Below are 22,384 nucleotides of genomic sequence, written 5' to 3' on the forward strand. Positions count from 1 at the left end.
TCATTAACAAATAAATGACTTTGTCTCAATCATTAAATAGCGATACTGTTTGATCTTGATTTAAAAGCAAATTAAAAAAGACAGAACGCCACCAACGTTGATTTATTATTAAGCTTTAGCGTGCATAAATTGCGCAACATAGTCATCAGCCGGATTGTCTCTTAACTCGCTAGGCGTGCCAGTTTGCACTAAGCGGCCACCATTTAAGATACTAATACGCTGACCTACTTTGACCGCTTCATCAATATCATGAGTGATAAAGACGATGGTCTTATTGAGACGGTCTTGTAGTTCAAGCAGTTGATCTTGTAATTGGGCACGAATGAGCGGATCAAGCGCGGAGAACGCTTCATCCATGAGCAGAATCGGATTGTCAGTCGCTAAGGCACGCGCCAGCCCGACACGTTGCTGCATGCCGCCCGATAGCTCATCGGGATAGCTATGCTCTAGATTGGGCAGTCCGACCTCATTAAGCCAATGACGCGCCACTTCATGACGTGCTTCCACGCTCATCTTGCGAACGCGTAACCCGTAAGCCACATTTTGTATGACTGTCATATGTGGCATCAAGCCAAAATGCTGGAACACCATACTGACGGTATTCTGGCGATATTGTTGTAACCCCTTATCATCCAATTCCAAAATATTGATAGAGTCGCTTGAGCTGGTATTATCCATCATCGTTGGAGTCACAATTGCTGGACTGGCATCACTCACTGGTGCAGCAGCAGTCGATGTTATAGATTTTTCTTTTGCGATGCCTTGTGCTTTTGACGACAGTGTCTTGGAATTAATAGTGGTATCAACCCATATCTTGCCACTGGTCGGATCAATTAAACGGTTAAGATGGCGTATCAAGGTTGATTTACCCGAGCCTGACAGCCCCATAATGCAATGCAGCTCACCCGCTTTTATTGCCAAATTAACATTATAAAGCCCGACTGAATAGCCAGTCTGCTTTTTGACAGCGACACTATCCATACCTTCTGCTAATAGATTTAAAGCTGATTGTGCTTGCGACTCATTAGCATTATAGATTTTGCTGATATTCTCTAACTGGATATGATTCATAGGTAGTCTCTTTATTATTTAACCGATAGGACGCTTGCCAGCTTCAATGGTTTTTTGCCGCGCGCGTTTCCCTTGACCAAAGGCTTGGCTGATACGGTCAATGATAATCGCGACAATGACAATGGCCGTACCTGCTTGTAGTCCTTGACCAATATTGAGCGTCTGAATAGATTGTAAGACATCTTCTCCCAGACCCGGCGCACCAATCATAGACGCCAGTACGACCATGGCAAGCGACATCATTACTGCCTGATTGATGCCCGCCATAATACTGGGCAATGCTTGTGGTAACTTGATCCAAATGAGTAGCTGAAAATGGGTGCTACCGAACGAGCGCCCCGCTTCGATCATTTCATGATTGACTTGCGTTATACCCAATGTCGTCAAACGAATAAGCGGTGGCAAGGCATAGATAATCGTGGCAAATAATGCTGGTACTTTACCAATACCGAATAGCATGAGCACGGGAATCAAATAGACGAAACTTGGCATGGTTTGCATCACATCTAATATCGGCGTAATAATTTTACGGAGCAGACTGCTGCCCGACATAGCAATACCAATGGGAATACCGACAACCACTGTCACCAAAACAGAGACGATCAATAACGCTAACGTATCGATCAAAGCGCCCCACAATCCAAACGCACCGATTAAGAACAGCCCTGCCCCGCAGGCAATAGCAAACAATACTTTGCGCACCCCAAACCACGCTAATACAGTCACCAGACCAATAATTAACCATGCGGGGATCACCGTCAATAGACGTTCAATAGGTAATAATAAATAGGTCAAAGTGACGCTACTGATACTCCGAAACACATCGCCATAGTCTCTGACTACAGTCGCTAAGGCTTTATTAAGCGGTGACTCAAGGGACCATGACGGAAAGCTGGACGTTAATGCTAGGAAGGCATTACTTGAGGTGGCGTCATTCAGTGATGGATTGACACCGCTATTGCCTGTGCCATCGTCCGTTAGACTGATGCCTAAATTGGCAGCAAGATTTTCAGCGACTTCTTTGGGTAGCCACGCTTGCCAGACGTTTGGGTTGGCACGTAAAAACTCAAGCGCCTGTTCATCACCACTGCGCTTGCTTTCACTCATCTCTAAAATCGCACTGTTTAGCTGATCTGGCGTGAACTGTACTTTTTCAAAAGCGCTTGCCAATTCGGGATTATTATCAATAAAAGGCGTCGATGCAGCAATTTTAAGCGGGGACACAGGAAAGCCAGACACACAATCCGAGGTGCCGTCGGCCAACAACAAGTCTTGCCAGCACTCATCCTCATGGGCAGGGAACGCTAGCGGCGCAAAGTCGTATTTGGCGATGAGCCCTGTTGGCTGCCAATAATAAAATAGTAACGGTTTTTTCTGTTCAAAGGCGGAGGCAATCTCAGCATCGAGTGCTGCACCCGTACCTGGATGGGCATTATTAAAGACCGCGTCTAAGCCAGTATTTTTGAGCAGTCGGGTGTTAAAAATCTCACACGCCCAGCCTGACGGACAATTCATAAACCGTGACTTGCTAGGATCTTCTGGGTCTTTAAACAACGCTGCATACTTAGGCAAATCCTGATAACGACGCAGTCCCGGATTGTCATCCATGACATATTGAGGGACGTACCAACCTTGAGTAGCACCGCCTTGCAGCGTATCGCCAATGACCGCAACTTTATCGTCATTGATGGCCTGCTCCATAATCGGCGAGCGCCCAACCCATTGTTCGCCGATGATTTGGATATCGTTTTGCGACAATGCAGTCTCGAGTGCGGGTCCTGCCCCAGGTACTTCCTCGATCGTGCAGTCGTAACCGCTCTCGGCAATATATTTGAGTATACCAGTCGTAAACTGACCACTCTCCCAAGTCAACGCGCCAAACTTGATCGGTGATGCGCAAGCTGCTGATGCTGACACTGGCAGCAACAACACACTTATACACAGTAAACTTAACGCAATCCATTGACGCATGGGATGTCCTATATTTCGTTATTGGCATCAATTATTTCGATATTGAAGTCAGCTTTTGAATGCGGTTATCGATATCGAATAATGCTGCATTGGGTTGATAATTCACGCAAAATCAATCTTTATGTCTCATCAGCAATATAAATTTACCATAACTACCGTCCGGTAATATTAAGAAATGTAGCAACAAATGAGAATGATTATAAATAACTATTGGCTGGGTTCAGCTTTTCCTTTATGTATAAAAAATATTATAAAGCCATCAAAAATAAATACTATAATCATCAAAATTTTGTTTTTTGGACAAAAAATAGCACCTACTTACGTAGATGCTATCATTATTAAACAGCCAATCTCATCACACTTATTTCATCATGAACGCCATGGCTTTGTTAAATAAGCCGCCATAAGGTGGTAATAGGAAATTCATACCATTGAGCTTGTTTTGTACAAACACAGGCTTCATATGACTTAAACGCTCAAAGCCCGCTTTACCATGATAGGCGCCAGTGCCTGAGTGCCCAACCCCGCCGAACGGTAAGTCGTGCTGCACCACATGCAAGATAACTTCATTGATAGCCAAGCCACCTGATACCGTGTTGTCACGCACTTTTTCTATGTCGCTATTACGCTCACCAAACACATAGAGGGCCAATGGACGCGGACGCGCATTGACGAAGTCTATCGCATCATCGAGCGTATCATAGTGCATCAACGGCAAAATCGGTGCAAACAGCTCGTTTTGCATCACATCACTATCGGCTGCCGGCTCACTGATAATCAGCGGCGGCATCAACCGCGTTTCAATATCATAGTCTGCATCAGTTATCTTATGAATGTTTTCACCAGATAAGGCATCTAAGTAACCTTTGATACGTTTGAATTGCTGACCATTGATAATACGCGAGTAATCTGGGTTTTCGCTGATATTCGGATAATGCTTCTGCATCCACTCTTTTGCTAGGTTAATAAACACTTCATGATCTTTGCGCTGAATCAGTACGTAATCAGGAGCAATACAAGTTTGCCCAGCATTGAGCGTTTTGCCCATCATCACACGATTGACCGCCGCCTCTAAGTTGGCACCTTCCAACACGATAACCGGTGACTTACCACCAAGCTCTAGCGTAACTGGGGTCAAGTTGGGCGCTGCCGCCGCCATGATTTTTTTGCCCACCGCAGTAGAGCCAGTATACAATAGATGATCGAATGGCATCTTACTGAAAGCTTCAGCGATATCTACTTCGCCCAGCACGACACAAACCATATCCGATGAAAAATAATGAGCGATAAGATCGGCAAACACTTGCGCGAACTGCGGTGCGGCCTCACTCATCTTAATCATGATTCGATTGCCTGCCGTGAGTGCATCAATGATTGGCCCTACCGCTAAGAATAATGGATAGTTCCATGGCACCATGATACCAACCACGCCTAATGGCTGTGGCTGAATCTCATTATGAGCTGGCATATACAATGCTGAAATAGAGGCGTGGCGAGTTTTCATCCATTTTTTACCATGCTTTTTGGCATGGCTAATGCCCGTAAAACTCGGAACAAGCTCTGCAAACTGAGTCTCTGATTCACTACGATAACCAAAATCAGCGCTGATCGCTTGAGCGATGCTTTGTTGATTGTCGCTGAGCATCATCTCTAAATTGTCTAATTGAGTCTCGCGCGTCGCCCAATCATTTATTGGTTGAGCACGGCTCAATGCTTGTAATCTTGAGAACTGCGCTTGCATATCTTCAACAGTGGTCACAATACTATGTGACTTATTACTACCAAGTGACTTATCATTGTTTTTATACGCTTGATCATTAGTGTTTTGATTGTTGTCTGTCATATATCTTCCTTGTCATAGGCGTTAGAGTCAGCACGCTATATTTGGTTTAAAACTCTGTATCTTTATTTAGGCGCTGGCGGAAATCTCCGCATACGCGCACATCATTATGAGAACTAACAAGATTCCATTCATTACTCTTTAATGTAGCGCATTGATTGAGCAATGAACAGTCTCTTTGATTGACTGCTGGGTTTGTATAAGATACGTGTCAGCCATCATCAATACCCACGATATAGATTCTTCTGTTAAGTAATACTTTATAAGTAACATGCTTCAATACTTTGTTCTGTCCTCAATATTCTGCTTTATATATGCATGGATTTAAATTTGAGCAGCAATCCTAAAAACTGCTACACTCAATATTGGGGCGCGTTGAACAGTCGCTACCAGTCAGTATTTGCCAATACTCTATACCAGACCACAACAAGACAGTCACTCTTATGCAAAACCTAACGCAACAGATTCACGATAGCCTTCTTGACGATACCTTGCTTAATGACACCCTTCTGACAAAATCGCTGTCGGCAGCCGATTATGTCTCTACCCATGATGCGATGCTAGCACGCACGTTAGCGCGTATTGCGCTCAAAAAAGAGCAAGGTTTGCGCACGCCTGATGAGTTATGGATTGTCGATCACAATGACGTCTACACGCTTGGGCAAGCAGGTAAAGAAGAACATATCCTGCAACGGACTGACACCCCTATTATCAAAACAGATCGCGGCGGACAAGTGACGTGGCACGGTCATGGCCAGCTGGTTATTTACTGGTTGTTTGATTTGGACAGTATAGGCTGGAGTGTGCGCAATCTGGTATCGCATGCCGAGCAAGCGATTGAGGACGTGACCAATGCCTGTTTGCAAGGTTTAGCCTCATTTGACAGTATCCATGTCCGTGCGCATTCACGTCGTGATGCACCCGGCGTTTATTTATACAATAATTCATACGTGTGTGCTGCAGACAATAGCGAGGATTCTGACACTAGCAATGAAACTACTACCCTGCCAGTAACGGATGCCATTATGCTAGGAAAAATAGCCTCGCTAGGGTTTAAAATTAAACATGGTTTTAGCTATCACGGCATTGCGCTCAATATCAATTGTGACTTATCGGCTTTTAACGCCATCAATCCGTGTGGCTACGCTGGCATGCAAATGCTACGTTTAGCGGATTTTGTGGCAATTAATAAGTTAGCCAATCTTGATAAAACAGCTCTGGATGAGACAGCCAACAAAAAGACGACTGAGCAGCTAAGCTATAAACAAGTTACTCAAATGCTGATTGATAATATTGCACAGCGTCACGCAGGAAAAATCCCATTGCGACCGGTAGCGCCTAAGTCTTAGCTTATTTTGCATAACCTTGTGCCTGCTTAGACTTAAGCATAACGAGCAACTGATATGGAAATTTGCTATACTCGCAGCCGACTTTCATGAGGTGCCGCTAGCATTTGTGGCCTCTACTTAGATAACTTTACCCCTCAAACTTTAATATAAAAGCAACAGGAGCATTTTATGGCAGACTTTAATAAAATCTTGGACGCAGGTGACGTCGACGGTGGCATCATCAACGTTGTGGTAGAAATCCCAACAGGCAGCAGCCATAAAATCGAATGGAACCGCGAATTAGCCGTTTTTGAGCTTGACCGTGTTGATCCACAAATCTTTGCCAAACCTTGCAACTATGGCTTTATCCCGCAAACGCTTGATGAAGATGGCGATGAGCTTGATGCATTAATCATTACTGAGCAGCCTTTACCTACTGGCATTTTCTTAAAAGCCAAAGTAATCGGCGTTATGAAATTCGTTGATGATGGCGAAGTTGATGACAAAATCGTCGTCGTCCCTGCTGACGACCGTGATACAGGCAATGCTTACAACAGCCTAGAAGATTTACCAAAGCAGCTGATCAACCAGTTACAGTTCCATTTTAGCCACTATAAAGATCTTAAAAAAGCTGGTACAACAGTGGTTGAATCTTGGGGTGACGTCGCAGAAGCCAAAGAAGTGATCAAAGAATCTATCCAACGTTGGAAAGACCTATAGAGTACAATAATAATCTAATGAGCTGATGTTTATGCTCACAAATATAAGCACTCTTAAAGATACCGCAGACACGATATGACTGCGGTATTTTTTTGCTTGAATCTCACGCTTATAAAATGGTTATAATAAACGACAGTAGCTATAAAGTTATCTGCAACTATTTTCATTTCTAATAAAGCAAGCCTCAATAAGGAAAGTCATGTTTAACCCCAATCCCAGCTCAAAATCTGTCAGTGCCAAGCTGCCAAAAGCGGTCATCATGATGATTGAGAAAAACAATCTGGTGATGGCTATCAAAACCTTGGCCGCTGAAGAAAATATCAGTATGGACGACGCCAAGGTTCGAATTGATGCTTACGAGACAGCATTGAAGGTAAAGCAACAGCAGAAGTTGAATACCATCGCTAACAAGCAAGGTATCTCCAACCACGCCATTAGTTTTGATAGAGAGCAGGAAACTGAAGACGGACATGAGGCTGGGAAACTGATAAAAAACCGTGTGAAAACCACTCAAGCAGATCAAGGTTTCAAAAGTCTACAAAGGGGTGTAGAGAGCCAACTTAATGATTTGGGATATGAAAAGCCTCTTTTACCACATTGGGCAAAGCGGCTATTGATTATTGCTGCGGTGATGGCAGGATTGTTTTGGCTGTTATGGCGGGCGTTTGGTTAGTCTGTTTTAAATGGTTCCATTATAGAGGTCTATTTTAAGTGGTCTGTTAATACGTTTGAGGGGTGAATTATCTGGTTCCCTTGGGGTATGCCTTTAAAAACTGCCTAATTTCATTAAGCTTTAAGCTTAAGCGTATTCATATTGAATATTAATATTTGAGAATACAATTGATTATTTTCGAAGAAAGCAACTAACCTACCTTGGTCATTAGTTGAATTAATCTCATTTAGCCAACACACATATACATCCAAGCCCTCATATTCTTCAGTATATGTATTTTCATCTATATAATTTCTGCAATTCACCCAATCACCACTAGAGTGACCAAAAATATCCCTAAGAATAGGCTGAGAACTTTTTTTAGCTATAATATGATCTATAAGCATCTCAAATTTAAGACTCAGATCGTCTTCATCCATATTATAGTTCTCTTAAATCAGTTGTTAAGTTATCAAAAATAGTGAGTGTACAGTTTAGAGTTCGATTCCTGTATAGCGCACCGAACATGCTCTCATGACAAACTTTACAGTAAATAAAAAATTTCTCAATATTTTTTTGCTTAGAGAGTCGCTCTTTTGAAACTTTAAGATAATATACTTATTCAACACTTTTTCTACCAGTGAATCAAATATATGATTTTCAAAAAAACTAATTTAGTTGCCCTTCTTTTTTCTACTGCTTTATTACCTCTTACGCTTACGAGCTGTCAAAAAATGCAAAGTGAAGCCAAAAACGAAGCTTCTGAGGGGCAAACAGCTATTCAGGAAATAGAGACAGAAACTAAAGCTGAAGACGTACAGGAATTAGCCGAACAGGGCGATGCAGAATCACAATTCGATTTGGGTTGGATGTATGATATAGGAGAAGGTGTTCATCAAGACTATGCCAAAGCTGCGCAGTGGTATATGAAATCGGCTAATCAAGGTTTTCCTGAGGCGCAGTATAATCTTGGTGCGATGTATCGTGAAGGCGAAGGAGTCCCTCAAAACTATGCTGAAGCAATCAAATGGTATACGAAAGCAGCCGATCAAGGCTTTCCTGAAGCGGAGTATAACCTTGGTTTAATGTATACCCAAGGCAATGGCGTAGACCAAGACCTTTCACAAGCCTTTAAATGGTATACAAAAGCTGCTAATCAAGGATATATCATTGCACAAAATGATTTAGCCGCAATGTATTATGAAGGCAATGGTATAGAGCAAGACTTGCCTCAATCACTTAAGTGGTATACAGAAGCAGCTGAACAAGAATATGCTCCTGCACAAGCTAATTTAGGTGCAATATATTATCAGGGTAACGGCGTGACACAAGATTTTTCACAGGCTCTAAAATGGTTTGGAAAAGCAGCTGATCAAGAAAATGCTAATGCACAATATAATCTTGGAGTTATGTATTACATGGGTCACGGTGTAGGCCGAGACTTCTCCCAAGCCTTTAAGTGGTATACAAAAGCTGCTGATCAAGAATATGCTCCTGCTCAAAACAATCTTGGTGCGATGTATCGCGATGGTGTAGGTGTTAATCAAGATAATACTCAAGCAAAGAACTGGTTTAATAAGGCTTGTGAAAATGGGCAACAAGAAAGCTGTAATAACTATAGGAAAATAAATCAAGATTAAGTCAGTTTGACCTCAAAAAATCAATGTTATGTACACCGTGACCACCTAAATATCTTAATATACTGAGACCATTACCCTACAGCCGAAGATTCAAGTCCTCACTAGGGAACCGAACCAGTGAAAGCGCCTGATTGGTTCGCCATATGTATGCTAGCAATACTCTAAAAAAATAGCTTCTCCTATAACTGATGATATTGGTGCACTGATAATGGCAAGCTCGATGCAGAAAACAGGAAATTATGCTTATGGAAATAAATGAATGCGAAGAAAAGTTTTGGAATAGTGACTCTTTTCATTATTATTTAGAGAGTGAAGACACATGGGATGTTGATAAATATTGGGATCTTGAATATTCACTAATAAAGTTAAGTAAGTACCTGAATGACAAGAATATGATAGAAAAAAATCTTGCAAGAAATATCTATTACCTAGGAAATAGTATAAATAATCTAGTCTGTGCTCATAGGAGCTCTACAGTCGCATGGACATTTGATACATATAGATATAGCGAAGATGACATTGATTATTGTATTGATAGGTTTAATCACCTCATGCGAGTTTTATGGCAAGCTGGTAGCTACAATCATGAAGAATCAATAAATTTTTTTAGAGAAAATCCGTTGTTTAAAGATATTTAACTACAATAGTTTATTAAAAATCCTCACTAGTAAACCACACATTTTTCCCATAACGGTGATTATGGTAAATAAAAAATCCACTGCCTACCCATTCATATAAATTACGAATAATTTTAAAGCATTAAAAAAGGATACCGCAGCATCCTTTTTCTTTTATAAGTAACAAACACAATTTAGTGATGCTCACCCGGTAAAATTCTGGCAAAGGCACGCTGAGCAAGGTTTGGTTTTTTATCGGTGGTCAATCCAGCGCGGGTGCTTGGGAAAATACGATAACCCATCGATTGGATACCCACGTTGATCGCTGGTGCTAATGAATAAGTAGCCGACGCAAACTTGCCCATATTACTGGCAATACTGTTAGGTTTATAAACAATCGCTTTGGCGACCATCATTGCCGCTTCATCAGGCATCAGCGCAGGCATGTAACGATATAACTTAGTCGGCTCAATCATCGGCGTGCGTACCAATGGCATAAAGATATTGGTAATCGTGACATTATCGCCTTTCACTTCAGCAGCCAAGCATCGGCTAAAGGCATCTAATGCCGATTTTGAGGCGACATAAGCGGCAAAGCGCGGACTATTTGCCAGTACACCAATGGATGAGATGTTAACAATTTGACCGGCTTGGCGTTCAATCATCGTCGGCAAAAATCCAAGAACTATTTTGACAGCGCCAAAGTAATTGATGTCCATGGTACGCTCAAAATCATGGAAACGATCAACAGACTCATGCACCGAACGGCGAATCGAGCGACCCGCGTTATTGACCAGTACATCGACATGGCCAAAATCAGCCAAAATTTGCGTGCTAACAGTTTCAATCTCATCCATATTGGTTAAATCACAAGGGTAATAACTGGCCTTGCCACCAAGCTCCTCAATATTTTCTTTTACTACTTTTAGCTTCTCTTCGGTACGTGCTAATAAAATAACATGAGCACCGCACTCACTAAGTAAAAAGGCCGTACGTTCACCGATGCCGCTTGAAGCACCAGTAATGATGATATGTTTGTCTTTAACCGCTTTGCTAATTGCCTTTTTTGAGGGAGTAGCCATAAAAAATCCTTTTTGTTTATTATATTCCCAATAGTGTGCAGCTCTAGGATACCAAAATTACATTGTAATTACTCGAAAAAGTACCAGTAAAATTTTATAAAATAGTATTGCAAACCGATAACAAAAGGGCAGTAAATTTGCCATCTTACTCTACCGAGTTTTTTAGCTATAATTGCCTTTGTATGTTACGCACCTTAAAGGAGACTGTCTTTTGATAGAAACGCTAGCTCATTATATTGATCTGATTGCCAAATTCGTTGAAGTCATTGGTGTCCTTATTATGCTTTTTGGACTATTTTATGCATTTTATAGGGCCATTCGTTTGACGGGTCGCTTTACTCATGACGCTTATATCGAAATCAGACAGACGGTTGGCAAATCTATTTTATTGGGCCTCGAAGTGCTCATCGCCGCCGACATTATGGCCACCGTCGTCACAGAGCCTACGTTGCGTAGCGTTTTGGTCTTGGGTTTTATCGTGCTCATTAGAACTTTTTTAAGCTTATCGCTACAAGTCGAGCTAGAAGGACGCTTTCCTTGGCAACACCCCAAGTCTGCGCCTGAACAAACATCAAAGACTGAGCATGCTGATGAGTTGTAATCAATACTTCATAGCCAATCGCTATTTATGCCTTACTCATGAGCCTGTAAAAAAGCCTCGACCACACGAAACTGCCCAACGGTGCTCTCCTCAACATACATTGCTTGACGAAAAGCATTAGAGTTTGGAATGCCCGTCGTATACCATGCAATGTGTTTGCGCGCGATTCGGCACCCCGAGTATTCACCGTAAAAGCCATATAGCTCTTGCAAATGCGCCAGTACAATCTCTTTAATTTCGCTCACACTCGGTGCCGCCAACATGTCTCCTGTACGCAAAAAATGCTCGATATCGCGAAATATCCATGGCTGTCCTTGAGCCGCTCGCCCAATCATCACCGCATCACAACCGGTCAGCTCATAGACACGCTGGGCTTTTTGCGCGCTATCGATATCACCATTGGCAATAACGGGTATACTAATACTCTCTTTGACTTCACGTATCAACTCGTAACGCGCCTCACCAGTATACATATCCTCACGAGTACGCCCATGAATGGCAATAGCGGCAATGCCTGCCTGCTCTGCTCGCTTCGCCACACGCAAGATATTCTCGCGACCATTTTCAAAACCCAAGCGCGTTTTTAGTGTCACTGGTGCATTGACGCTATTTACCGCAGCATCTAACAAGCGCGCAACCAAATCTTCGTCTTGTAGCAGCGCCGACCCTGCCAGCTTACGACAGACTTTTTTGGCTGGACAGCCCATATTGATATCGATAATCTGCGCACCATTATCAATCTGATAACGCGCCGCTTCTGCCAATTTATCGGGTTCCGCGCCTGCTATCTGCGCAGAAATAGGCGCGATTTCGTTATCAAAATTGGCACGATATAAGGATTTTTTGCGAGCATAAAGCGCGGTATCAGCGATGATCATTTCACTCACCGCGTGACCTGCACCGAAAGACTTGCATAACCTTCGAAAGGGATTGTCCGTCACGCCTGCCATCGGAGCTACCATTAGACGGTTTTCAACCGTCAAGCCGCCAATCATCAATGGCTGCAATAGAGGATGATCATTGGCGATTTGTGCTGACGACTCAGAAGAAACTGGAGAATCAATAGACATAAAAAACGGCTTGCTCTTGATTGAGATAAGTTAATGAAAACAAGCCGTTATTCTAAGGGTTCTTGACTTTATTGCAAGCTATTCATATGGGAAACCTGCAACAATTAATGCTCAGTTTTGATAGCTAAACCAATTATTTATCAAACACACTGCCTTGCTCTAGCGTGATGTCCTCATCATGCTCTTGCATCCGCCACGGTAAGCTATCAGGCGATTCATGTAAAAACTTTAAGTACTTTTCGAACTGGTCAATAATATCATTGATTACAGATTCTGATTGATAGCCATATAAATCATAAGTTTGTGCACCGCGACGTAGATAAACTTGCGCCCGGTAATGATGTGCTTGCTCTAAACCACTTGTCACATCTTGCGTGTAATAGTCAGGCATATCATGGTTTGATAAACGCACCTCATACCAGAACTCCACATCATCGCCACGTTGCAGCTCCAATACCGCTCGGTTATTGGTGTCATCATAGTTTACTTCAGGGTGCCAGCCAGTTTCTTTAAACTTTTCAGCTACCTCAGTCATCGATGACATGACCGTACCTTTAATATAGTCTAAAACAGCCTCGCGGCTTGGTTGCTCAGTGATGTAATCAATACGGGCACGCCACGCTTCAAGCTTGAGCAGATGGGGCGGTAGATGGTTCTCATTCGCCAGACTCTCATTACGATGCCCCTCGATACGTAACGCTTTCCACATACCGTACATAGCGATCAAAATAATAATAGTAAACGGTAAGGCGCTGACGATAGCGGCTGTTTGCAGCGCCTGTAGACCCCCTGCTAGCAAAAGCACAGAAGCGACGACGCCTAGTATCACCACCCAAAACGTTCGCTGCCATGCTGGCGTATCACTACGACCTCCTGCGGCGAGCGAGTCAATGACTAAAGACCCTGAATCAGACGAGGTGATAAAAAATGTAATAATAAGCACAACAGCCAGAGCTGATACTACTTGCGTAAACGGCAGATTTTCAAGTAGCTTAAACAAAGCAATCGCTTGATTGTTCTGTACTTCAGTAATTAATGACTCATAGCCTTGTACCATAATCATATTTAGCGCTGTATCACCAAACACGGCAAACCAAAAGAAAGTAAAGATGGTTGGCACTAGCATCACACCTGCGATGAACTCACGAATGGTACGACCACGGCTGATTTTAGCAATAAATATGCCGACAAACGGTGACCATGAAATCGTCCATGCAAAGATAAACAGCGTCCAACTGGTAATCCAGTCCCCTTGCTGATAGGCCTGTAAGCTAAAAGTACGCTCAACGATATTGCCCAAATAGCTGCCCGTATTTTCCATAAAGGCATTTAAAATAAATACGGAAGGGCCAACGATAAACACAAACAACATCAGCGTGGTTGCCAGTATCATATTCAAAATGGAGAGTCTTTTTACCCCTTTATCCATACCAGCCAATACTGATATCAGAGCCAAACCCGTAATGAGAGTAATGGCAATGACCTGAACCGTGGTATTAACAGGGATACTAGGAACCAAATAGTTCAAACCGGTATTAATCTGCGAGACTGAGATACCCAAGCTGGTAGCCAACCCAAACAAAGTGCCTAAGATGGCGAATACATCTACTGCATGGCCGATAGGGCCATATATTTTTTCACCGATAATAGGGTAAAGCGTTGAGCGCATCGATAAAGGCAAACCCTGACGATAAGCAAAATAGGCCAAGGTCAACGCCACTACGCCATTGATCGCCCAAATATGAAAACCCCAATGAAAATAAGCAATTTGCATTGCCTCTTTAGCAGCAGCAATAGTTTGCGGCTCTGACAGCGGCGGCGTGGCAAAATGTAGCACCGGTTCGGCGACACCATAAAATAGCAACGCAATACCATAGCCTGCTGAAAACAGCATAGCAAACCATTCAATGAAGTTGTATTGTGCCTCGCCATGATCAGGGCCAAGCTTAATACTGCCATAAGGAGAAAACGCCAGCACCACGATAAATATCAAAAACAGCGCGGTTGCCAGCATATAAAACCAACCGAACGTCTCAGTGGTAAAATTCAGTACTTGCTCAAATAGCCCACTAGCCAGCTGCGGATTGACCGAAGTGCCTATCACCAGCAATATCATGACAATCGCTGTCGGTATAAATACGGGCATCGAAATAGTAGAGCCAGATAACTTACTCATAAAATGTTCTCTAAAAAATTATGAAATTGGATATGCGTGTCATACGGTTATATAGCATTCATTTATTCAAATAATCTGTTTAAATAGCCTGTCTAAGTGTTTTTTAAATAAGGCAGGCAAACATTGACCTTAACTATGCGTATCAGCCAATAAATTGTAATAAACAACATAAATATCTCCAAAAAAAGGCAACTTTTCAGCTGCCTTTTTGTTTATCGGATGATCAACGCTCTATTTATCAAATACACTGCCCTGCTCCAACGTGATATCTTCATCATGTTGTTGCATACGCCACGGCAAGCTATCTGGCGAGACATTCAAGAAATGTAGGTACTTCTCAAACTGATCAATAATATCATTAATCACCGACTCTGATTGATACCCATATAAGTCATAAGTTTGGCCACCACGGCGCAGATATACCTCAGCGCGATGGTGATGCTCTTGTGGTAATTCATTGGCCATATCTTCGGTATAGTAGTCAGGAATCTCATGCTCTGACAAACGAACCTCGTACCAGAACTCCACGTTATCGCCACGTCTTAATTCCAATACAGCACGGTCATTGACCTCATCATAATTAACATCTGGCAACCAACCCGTTTCGGCAAACTTCTCTGCCACCTCATTCATCGATGATAGAACCGTGCCTTTGATATAACCCAGCACTTTATCGCGCGTTGGCTGATTGGTCATATAATCAATACGGTCACGCCACGCGTCTAGCTTTAGTAGATGTGGCGGCAGATGATTGTCATTGGCTAAGCTTTGATTGCGATGCCCCTCAATCCGTAGCGCGCGCCACATACCAAATGTCGAAATCAAGATAATGACCGCAAACGGTAAGGCACTGACGATAGCGGCTGTTTGCAACGCGCTTAGACCACCCGCGATGAGTAAAACTGCAGCGACGGCCCCTTCGGTGATCACCCAAAACGAGCGCTGCCACCATGGCGTATCGCTACGTCCACCTGCAGCAAGCGAGTCAATCACTAATGACCCTGAATCAGATGAGGTCACAAAAAAGGTAATAATCAGTACTACTGTCAATGACGAGACAATCTGAGTGAAGGGTAAGTTTTCTAACAATTTAAATAAGGCTATCGCTTGGTTGTTTTGCACCTCACTAATCAAGGCATCATAACCATCGACCATAATCATGTGTAGCGCGGTATCACCAAATACTGAAAACCAAAAGAAAGTAAATAGTGTTGGTACTAACATTACGCCCAGCACAAACTCACGAATGGTGCGACCACGACTGATTTTGGCAATAAACAACCCAACAAAAGGCGCCCATGCAATCGTCCATGCAAAGATAAATAGTGTCCAGCTACCGATCCAATCACTCGATTGATAGGCTTGCAGGCTAAAGGTACGCTCAACGATATTACCCAAATAGCTGCCTGTATTTTCCATAAAGGCATTGAGTATAAAAACAGTTGGGCCAACGATGAAGACAAATAGCATCAATGCCGTTGCTAACAACATGTTTAAGATAGACAAGCGCTTTACGCCTTTGTCCATCCCAGCTAACACAGAGACCAAGGCAGCGGCTGTTACCAAAGCAATGATGATAACCTGCACCGTGGTATTCACTGGCACCATATCTGGTAGCAGATAGTTTAAACCGGCGTTAATTTGCGCCACTGACAGCCCTAAACTGGTAGCGATACCAAACATCGTACCCACAATCGCAAACACATCGACGGTATGACCAATAGGGCCGTAGATTTTATCACCGATTAATGGATATAGCGTTGAGCGTACTGACAATGGCAAACCATGACGAAAGGAGAAATACGCCAGCGACAAACCTACCACGCCATAAATTGCCCAAATATGAAAACCCCAGTGGAAATAAGCAATTTGCATGGCTTCTTTTGCAGCCTCAATCGTCTGCGGCGTGGACAGCGGCGGACTGGCAAAATGCAACACAGGCTCTGCCACTCCATAGAACAATAACGCGATACCGTACCCTGCGGAAAACAGCATGGCGAACCATTCAAGGAACTTATACTCAGCCTCGGCATGGTCAGGACCCAGCTTAATACTGCCATAAGACGAAAACGCTAAAGCAATAATAAACATCAAAAATATGGCAACTGCCAACATATAAAACCAACCGAAAGTATCGGTGGTAAATGCCAGTACGGTACTAAATAGCTCGCCAGCAGCTACTGGATTAATCGCTGTGCCAATGACCAATAACAGCATAATGGTGGCGGCTGGTACAAATACTGGCAGCAAAATGGTAGAGCGAGGTAATTTACTCATAAAAAGTGATGTCCTCAAATTAATGCAGCGTTATTAAATATAAAGGTTGTTGGTAAACACAATGTAGAACCGGTGCGCCCAACAAAATATAATTTGTACCACACTCTTTGCCTCAACCCCAGATGTACCTTTCACTTGTAACACTACTTTAACGAATGTTACATGACTATTACCAAGCAATAAAAAAGGCCGCTTGTTAGCCGCCTAATTATAATTATCAAGAAACGCTTAATATCTAACGCGCAAAGTTGATTTACCAAGTAATAAAACGGTGTTCTTGTCTTATAAAGTAGAAATCACTGCAGCAAGTTGTTTAGCCGTCTCAGCCAATTTTCCATGATCTGCCTGTGTCACTGCATGACGACCTAGCTCATGAATGCTTGATGGAATCAGATGCACGTGATAATGAAAGACGGTCTGCCCTGCTTGTGACCCATTCAACTGCATCTGGATAACACCTTCACGCTCAAATAATTGACGCTGTGCTTGCACGATCTTTTTAGAGGTCATTAATACTGCTGCGGCATATTCTGGCTCCAAATCACCTAAATCAACGGCTTTTTGCTTGGGGATAACCAACACGTGACCTTCTGCTTGCGGCATGATGTCCATAAAGGCGAGCGTTTTATCATCTTCATATACTTTATGATAGGGAATATCACCGTCTAGCATTTTGGCAAAAATATTACTGTCGTCATAATTAGTCGGTTGATTGGCTTGTGTCATTATTTTTTCCTTTGATTGTTTGATTGTTTGATTATCAGTATTGAATACAATGTCTGTCATATAGTGGACGAATTATGGGTTAAGCACAAGTTACCATAATGGCTATCTGTAATTGCCTATCCATCCAAATTGTCGAAGCAAACCTTCACCTCTTGAAGCCATTAATTTATTGGCGAGGTGCCTACTATAAATGTTATATTAATAGCCTATTTTGCTGACACGACGTTTATGGATTTGCCTACCTTGCCGACTCACTCATTTACAGCCAACGACTCTTATTCAGACCCTCATAATACAGAATCTGCCTCTGGCAATACTGGCACCCCTGCTATGAATAATAGCGGTGTAGAGAACGAATCTGCGGTTGATAATAACAGTCAAAAGATAGATTCCAATGCGATTATCTTGGCAGAAGCACTAAGCGATAAAACGATCAGCTGGCGTATCCATAACTGTAAAATTATTAAGAAGATTATCACCCAAGATCTGCCGCTGCCATTCTTATATCATTACGACAGCCTAGAAGACAGTATCAAAGCAACTTATCCGCTGACGCCCAAATTGCTGGCGCAGTTTAATACGCCTATGACGGCTGTTGAGGCGGCGAAATTTATCGGTATTGATAAAGCGCTGATAACTAGCCCTTGGCATGTCAAAGTCATTGGCTCGTTGGTGGTGTTTAGCGAGGCGCTACAATTGGCGGTACGCTTGCATTGGACCAATACTGGTAAAGACACCCAGCAGATTTATACACAGAATGAAGCGGACGCTATCACTGCAGCCTTTAAAGACTGGCAGTTTTTTGGTCGCGTTGATATCCTATATAAAAATACCAAACAGACCTTAATCAGTATCGATGAACATGGCACAACTGAAGCGCCGCTACTGACTATTGAGGCCAACGCTGATTACCAACAATTATTAGCCACGCATGCATTGACGGTCATTGCCAAATTAGAAGCTGACAAAACCGAGTTACCATGGTTTGATGATGCTATCTTAGCGCGTCTTGAGTAGCGAGTATGTTGTCTCATATTGATCGATTGTTTATTGCCCCATTATTTTTAGTTACTCATAGCTAATGGTATGGTAACGAATTAGTATTATTCACTAGTACTCACTCTACATAAAAAGCACACTATCGGCATCACAGCTGATGCTGCACACGTTCATAAATCTCGCTTATTTGTAAGGAATATCACATGGATTATCGCTCAAAAACCTCTACTGGTGGTCGTAATATGGCAGGTGCACGTGCCCTATGGCGTGCAACAGGTATGACTGACGGCGACTTTGGCAAACCAATTATTGCAATTGCCAACTCCTTTACCCAGTTTGTACCCGGTCATGTGCATCTAAAAGACCTCGGGCAAATGGTGGCGCGTGAGATTGAAAAAGCGGGCGGCGTCGCAAAAGAGTTTAATACCATTGCGGTAGATGACGGTATTGCCATGGGTCATAGCGGTATGTTGTATTCACTACCGAGTCGCGACTTGATTGCCGATTCTGTTGAATACATGGTCAATGCGCATTGCGCCGATGCCCTAGTTTGCATTTCTAATTGCGATAAAATCACCCCTGGTATGTTGATGGCCGCAATGCGCCTTAATATTCCCGTGGTATTTATTTCAGGTGGGCCGATGGAAGCGGGCAAAATTTTGGCCAGTACAGTCGGTAAAAGTCACAATAATGAAGACAGTAACGGCAGCGCCGTTCGTAAGCTGGATCTCGTCGATGCGATGATGGATGCCGCTGATGACAGCATTAGTGATGAAGATGTCGCCGCTATTGAAGCTTCAGCCTGCCCGACTTGTGGCTCATGCTCAGGTATGTTCACGGCCAACTCGATGAACTGCTTGACCGAAGCGTTAGGACTGGCATTACCGGGTAATGGCTCGCTGTTAGCTACTCATTCGCTGCGTCGTGAATTATTTTTAGAAGCGGGTCGCACCATCGTCTCATTAGCCAAGCGTCGCTATGAGCAAGATGATGATTCGGTATTACCGCGCTCAATCGCCAGTAAGGCAGCTTTTGAAAATGCGATGACCCTAGATATCGCCATGGGTGGCTCGACCAATACTATTTTGCATTTATTGGCAGCCGCCAACGAAGCGGAAGTTGATTTTAAAATGTCAGATATCGATCGCCTGAGTCGCGGCGTACCTTGTCTGGCAAAAGTTGCGCCTGCCTCGCAAAAGTACCATATGGAAGATGTGCATCGTGCTGGTGGTGTCTTTGCATTACTAGCCGAGCTTGATCGTGCCGGATTATTGAAGACTGACGTGCCGACCATCCATAGTGAGACGATGAAAGCAGCGATTGATAAATGGGACATCATGAACCCTGACAATACTGAGGCACGTGCGCGTTATATCGCCGCGCCTGGTGGCGTGCGCACGACTGAGGCGTTTTCTCAGTCAAAAGAATGGTCAAACCTTGACGTCAACCGTGAGTCAGGCTGTATCCGCAGTGCCCAGCATGCTTATTCAACCGATGGTGGCCTTGCTGTACTATACGGCAATATTGCAGAGCGTGGCTGCGTGGTCAAAACCGCTGGTGTCGATGAAAGCATCTTAGTTTTCACAGGGCGCGCGCGACTCTTTGAATCACAAGATGATGCTGTCGCCGCCGTTCTTGATGATCAAATTGTTGCAGGTGATGTTGTCATCATCCGCTATGAAGGCCCGAAAGGCGGCCCTGGTATGCAAGAAATGCTGTATCCAACGACTTATCTGAAGTCAAAAGGCTTGGGTAAAGAATGCGCTCTACTCACCGATGGTCGTTTCTCTGGTGGTACATCTGGGCTCTCAATCGGTCATGCCAGCCCTGAAGCGGCTGAAGGCGGAGCCATTGGTCTGGTTGAAGAAGGCGATACCATCCATATCGACATTCCTAATCGTACGATTAACATGCAAGTCAGTGATGCCGATTTGGCCATTCGCCGCGAAGCGATGGAAGCTCGCGGACGCGATGCTTGGAAACCTGTGAGCCGTGAGCGTCATGTTTCTCCTGCCCTACGTGCTTATGCAGCAATGACTACCAGTGCTGATACTGGTGCGGTGCGCGATGTGAGCCAAGTAGAGCGCTAAGCTAAAAACCTTACCTAGCGTTTTTTAGAATATTTTTACTAGAATTATCCTAAGCCTAGATACTAAAAGAGTCTGCGTGATGCAGGCTTTTTAGTATTCAGGCTTTTTTTTCACCAAAAAACAACGTAGTCACTATTCTGATAACGTTTTTTTGTGGTAATAAAAAATTTTTACCGTCATTATTAATGAGCTAATAAATACCCTCTAACCTAAAAAATTTAAACCCTATGACACAGTGTGTAGCAAACCTATGATTGAAAACTATAATTTATTCTTATTGGTCTGTGGCATCACCTTTTTATTAGGGGCGTTGTTTCCTATTATCTTTAAGCGCACGCCTATCTCCTTACCTATGTTGCAAGTCAGCTTTGGTCTACTGATGGGTTATTATTGGACGACATTATCATTTTTAAATCCGCTTGATAATGGTTTAATCGTCGAGAAATTAACCGAGATTGTGGTGTTGGTCTCTTTGGTTGGCGCAGGTATCAAGATTGACACTAAGTTGTCTTGGCGATTGTGGCGCCCGACTGTCCGTCTGTTGCTTATCACTATGCCAATTGGCATCTTTGCTATGGCGGCCTTGGGTTATTATGCTTTTGGTCTTAGTATGGGTGCAGCAATCTTACTGGGCGCGGTACTGGCACCGACTGATCCCGTATTGGCCTCTAGCATTCAAGTCGGACCACCGAACACAGGCGGTGAAGATACGCCGCGATTCACCTTAACCTCAGAAGCTGGATTAAACGATGGGCTGGCTTTTCCATTTGTTTATTTGGCGATTAAAATAGCAGAGGCTTTTAGCGAAGGTAAGGATTTTACTGGTGAGATGCTCTGGTCGTGGTTTACTCATGACGTACTGTGGAAAATTGGCGCAGGCTTGGTAGTTGGTATCATCGTCGGTAAACTGTTAGCAAAATTGGTGTTTTCAAAGTACAGCCACGAAACCACCATCTCTCAAGGGTATCTGGTGATTGCGCTAACACTACTGGCCTACGGTTTAGCAGAATTGGTACATAGCTATGGTTTTATTGCGGTATTCATCGCAGCATTTGCTTTTCGTCGTTCAGAGCATGAACACAGTTACCATAACAAGCTGCATGACTTTGCAGAGCAATCAGAAGGCTTGCTGATGTCACTCGTGCTCGTCACTTTTGGGATGTTTCTCGGTCAAGGGTTACAGTCGGGTGTTGAGCTAACATGGCGTGTCTATATCGTCAGCTTTACTTTTTTATTATTGATACGTCCGATTGGCGGCTTCATTGCCCTGTCTGGGCTAAACTTGCCACACACTGAAAAATATGCCATCTCTGCATTGGGCATCCGCGGTATTGGTACCTTATATTATTTATCTTACGCGCTCAATCAAGGTTTTTTTGGTGAGGAAGATGCGCTCAAATTATGGGTCGTCTGCTCGATTGTGATTCTGGCTTCAATCTTTATCCATGGCCTCAGCGCCACAAAGTTGCTTAAAATGACGCCGAAAAAACCACATTAACCCTCACCCCAATACGGATAAATCAA

At 43.4% G+C, this 22,384-nt stretch carries 18 protein-coding genes; 9 read left to right on the forward strand and 9 right to left on the reverse strand.

Annotation, left to right across the window (positions count from 1 at the left end; all coding sequences use genetic code 11):
- Positions 1-108 precede the first annotated feature (108 nt).
- The 3 genes from ACSUPM_RS08255 to ACSUPM_RS08265 form a co-directional block, all read right to left on the reverse strand.
- On the reverse strand, positions 109-1,071 hold the full coding sequence (locus tag ACSUPM_RS08255; protein WP_201578010.1) for an ATP-binding cassette domain-containing protein: 963 nt from the start codon (positions 1,069-1,071) through the stop codon (positions 109-111).
- An 18-nt stretch (positions 1,072-1,089) separates the two neighbouring features.
- On the reverse strand, positions 1,090-3,042 hold the full coding sequence (locus ACSUPM_RS08260) for a glycine betaine ABC transporter substrate-binding protein (RefSeq protein WP_352287984.1): 1,953 nt from the start codon (positions 3,040-3,042) through the stop codon (positions 1,090-1,092).
- A gap of 361 nt (positions 3,043-3,403) precedes the next feature.
- Positions 3,404-4,885 (reverse strand): coniferyl aldehyde dehydrogenase, encoded by a 1,482-nt coding sequence (locus ACSUPM_RS08265; protein ID WP_201578002.1) that lies wholly within the window; start codon positions 4,883-4,885, stop codon positions 3,404-3,406.
- 440 nt (positions 4,886-5,325) lie between these two features.
- Between ACSUPM_RS08265 and lipB the strand changes: the two genes are divergently transcribed.
- From lipB to ACSUPM_RS08280, 3 genes are all read left to right on the forward strand, one after another.
- On the forward strand, positions 5,326-6,231 hold the full coding sequence (gene lipB, locus ACSUPM_RS08270; RefSeq protein ID WP_025651821.1) for a lipoyl(octanoyl) transferase LipB: 906 nt from the start codon (positions 5,326-5,328) through the stop codon (positions 6,229-6,231).
- A 168-nt stretch (positions 6,232-6,399) separates the two neighbouring features.
- On the forward strand, positions 6,400-6,930 hold the full coding sequence (locus ACSUPM_RS08275) for an inorganic diphosphatase (RefSeq protein WP_025651820.1): 531 nt from the start codon (positions 6,400-6,402) through the stop codon (positions 6,928-6,930).
- A 199-nt stretch (positions 6,931-7,129) separates the two neighbouring features.
- Positions 7,130-7,603, forward strand: coding sequence for a hypothetical protein (locus ACSUPM_RS08280; protein ID WP_350588155.1), 474 nt, complete (start codon positions 7,130-7,132; stop codon positions 7,601-7,603).
- A 113-nt stretch (positions 7,604-7,716) separates the two neighbouring features.
- Here ACSUPM_RS08280 and ACSUPM_RS08285 read toward each other — a convergent pair whose 3' ends face one another.
- The gene (locus ACSUPM_RS08285) at positions 7,717-8,022 is read right to left on the reverse strand and encodes a hypothetical protein (RefSeq protein ID WP_201578504.1); all 306 of its coding nucleotides are present in this window, start codon (positions 8,020-8,022) and stop codon (positions 7,717-7,719) included.
- 213 nt (positions 8,023-8,235) lie between these two features.
- Here ACSUPM_RS08285 and ACSUPM_RS08290 point away from each other — a divergent pair, with 213 nt between their 5' ends.
- A complete protein-coding gene (locus ACSUPM_RS08290; RefSeq protein WP_350588154.1) occupies positions 8,236-9,222 on the forward strand; it encodes an SEL1-like repeat protein in 987 nt (328 codons plus the stop codon).
- A 245-nt stretch (positions 9,223-9,467) separates the two neighbouring features.
- Positions 9,468-9,860 (forward strand): hypothetical protein, encoded by a 393-nt coding sequence (locus ACSUPM_RS08295; RefSeq protein WP_025651816.1) that lies wholly within the window; start codon positions 9,468-9,470, stop codon positions 9,858-9,860.
- 173 nt (positions 9,861-10,033) lie between these two features.
- Here ACSUPM_RS08295 and ACSUPM_RS08300 read toward each other — a convergent pair whose 3' ends face one another.
- Positions 10,034-10,921 carry an SDR family NAD(P)-dependent oxidoreductase gene (locus ACSUPM_RS08300; RefSeq protein WP_173239484.1) on the reverse strand — a complete coding sequence of 296 codons (888 nt, stop codon included), beginning with the start codon at positions 10,919-10,921 and terminating at the stop codon, positions 10,034-10,036.
- A gap of 211 nt (positions 10,922-11,132) precedes the next feature.
- On the opposite strand from ACSUPM_RS08300, the gene ACSUPM_RS08305 reads away from it, so the two are divergent.
- The gene (locus tag ACSUPM_RS08305) at positions 11,133-11,522 is read left to right on the forward strand and encodes a DUF1622 domain-containing protein (RefSeq protein WP_025651814.1); all 390 of its coding nucleotides are present in this window, start codon (positions 11,133-11,135) and stop codon (positions 11,520-11,522) included.
- A 32-nt stretch (positions 11,523-11,554) separates the two neighbouring features.
- Here ACSUPM_RS08305 and dusB read toward each other — a convergent pair whose 3' ends face one another.
- The 4 genes from dusB to ACSUPM_RS08325 form a co-directional block, all read right to left on the reverse strand.
- Complete coding sequence (gene dusB, locus ACSUPM_RS08310; protein ID WP_427647090.1) at positions 11,555-12,592, reverse strand: tRNA dihydrouridine synthase DusB; 1,038 nt, start codon at positions 12,590-12,592, stop codon at positions 11,555-11,557.
- Between the two features lie 133 nt (positions 12,593-12,725).
- The gene (locus ACSUPM_RS08315) at positions 12,726-14,768 is read right to left on the reverse strand and encodes a BCCT family transporter (RefSeq protein WP_201606726.1); all 2,043 of its coding nucleotides are present in this window, start codon (positions 14,766-14,768) and stop codon (positions 12,726-12,728) included.
- A 231-nt stretch (positions 14,769-14,999) separates the two neighbouring features.
- Entirely contained in the window at positions 15,000-17,045 is a 2,046-nt protein-coding gene (locus ACSUPM_RS08320; RefSeq protein WP_025651811.1) for a BCCT family transporter, read from the reverse strand.
- Positions 17,046-17,327: 282 nt separating this feature from the next.
- Complete coding sequence (locus ACSUPM_RS08325) at positions 17,328-17,771, reverse strand: HIT family protein (protein WP_025651810.1); 444 nt, start codon at positions 17,769-17,771, stop codon at positions 17,328-17,330.
- 228 nt (positions 17,772-17,999) lie between these two features.
- Between ACSUPM_RS08325 and ACSUPM_RS08330 the strand changes: the two genes are divergently transcribed.
- From ACSUPM_RS08330 to ACSUPM_RS08340, 3 genes are all read left to right on the forward strand, one after another.
- Entirely contained in the window at positions 18,000-18,788 is a 789-nt protein-coding gene (locus tag ACSUPM_RS08330) for a hypothetical protein (RefSeq protein WP_350588153.1), read from the forward strand.
- 185 nt (positions 18,789-18,973) lie between these two features.
- A complete protein-coding gene (gene ilvD / locus ACSUPM_RS08335) occupies positions 18,974-20,860 on the forward strand; it encodes a dihydroxy-acid dehydratase (protein WP_101211026.1) in 1,887 nt (628 codons plus the stop codon).
- Between the two features lie 250 nt (positions 20,861-21,110).
- Complete coding sequence (locus ACSUPM_RS08340) at positions 21,111-22,358, forward strand: cation:proton antiporter (RefSeq protein ID WP_201577822.1); 1,248 nt, start codon at positions 21,111-21,113, stop codon at positions 22,356-22,358.
- Positions 22,359-22,384: the final 26 nt, after the last annotated feature.

The organism is Psychrobacter okhotskensis, from assembly GCF_965638355.1.
Lineage (GTDB): Bacteria > Pseudomonadota > Gammaproteobacteria > Pseudomonadales > Moraxellaceae > Psychrobacter > Psychrobacter okhotskensis.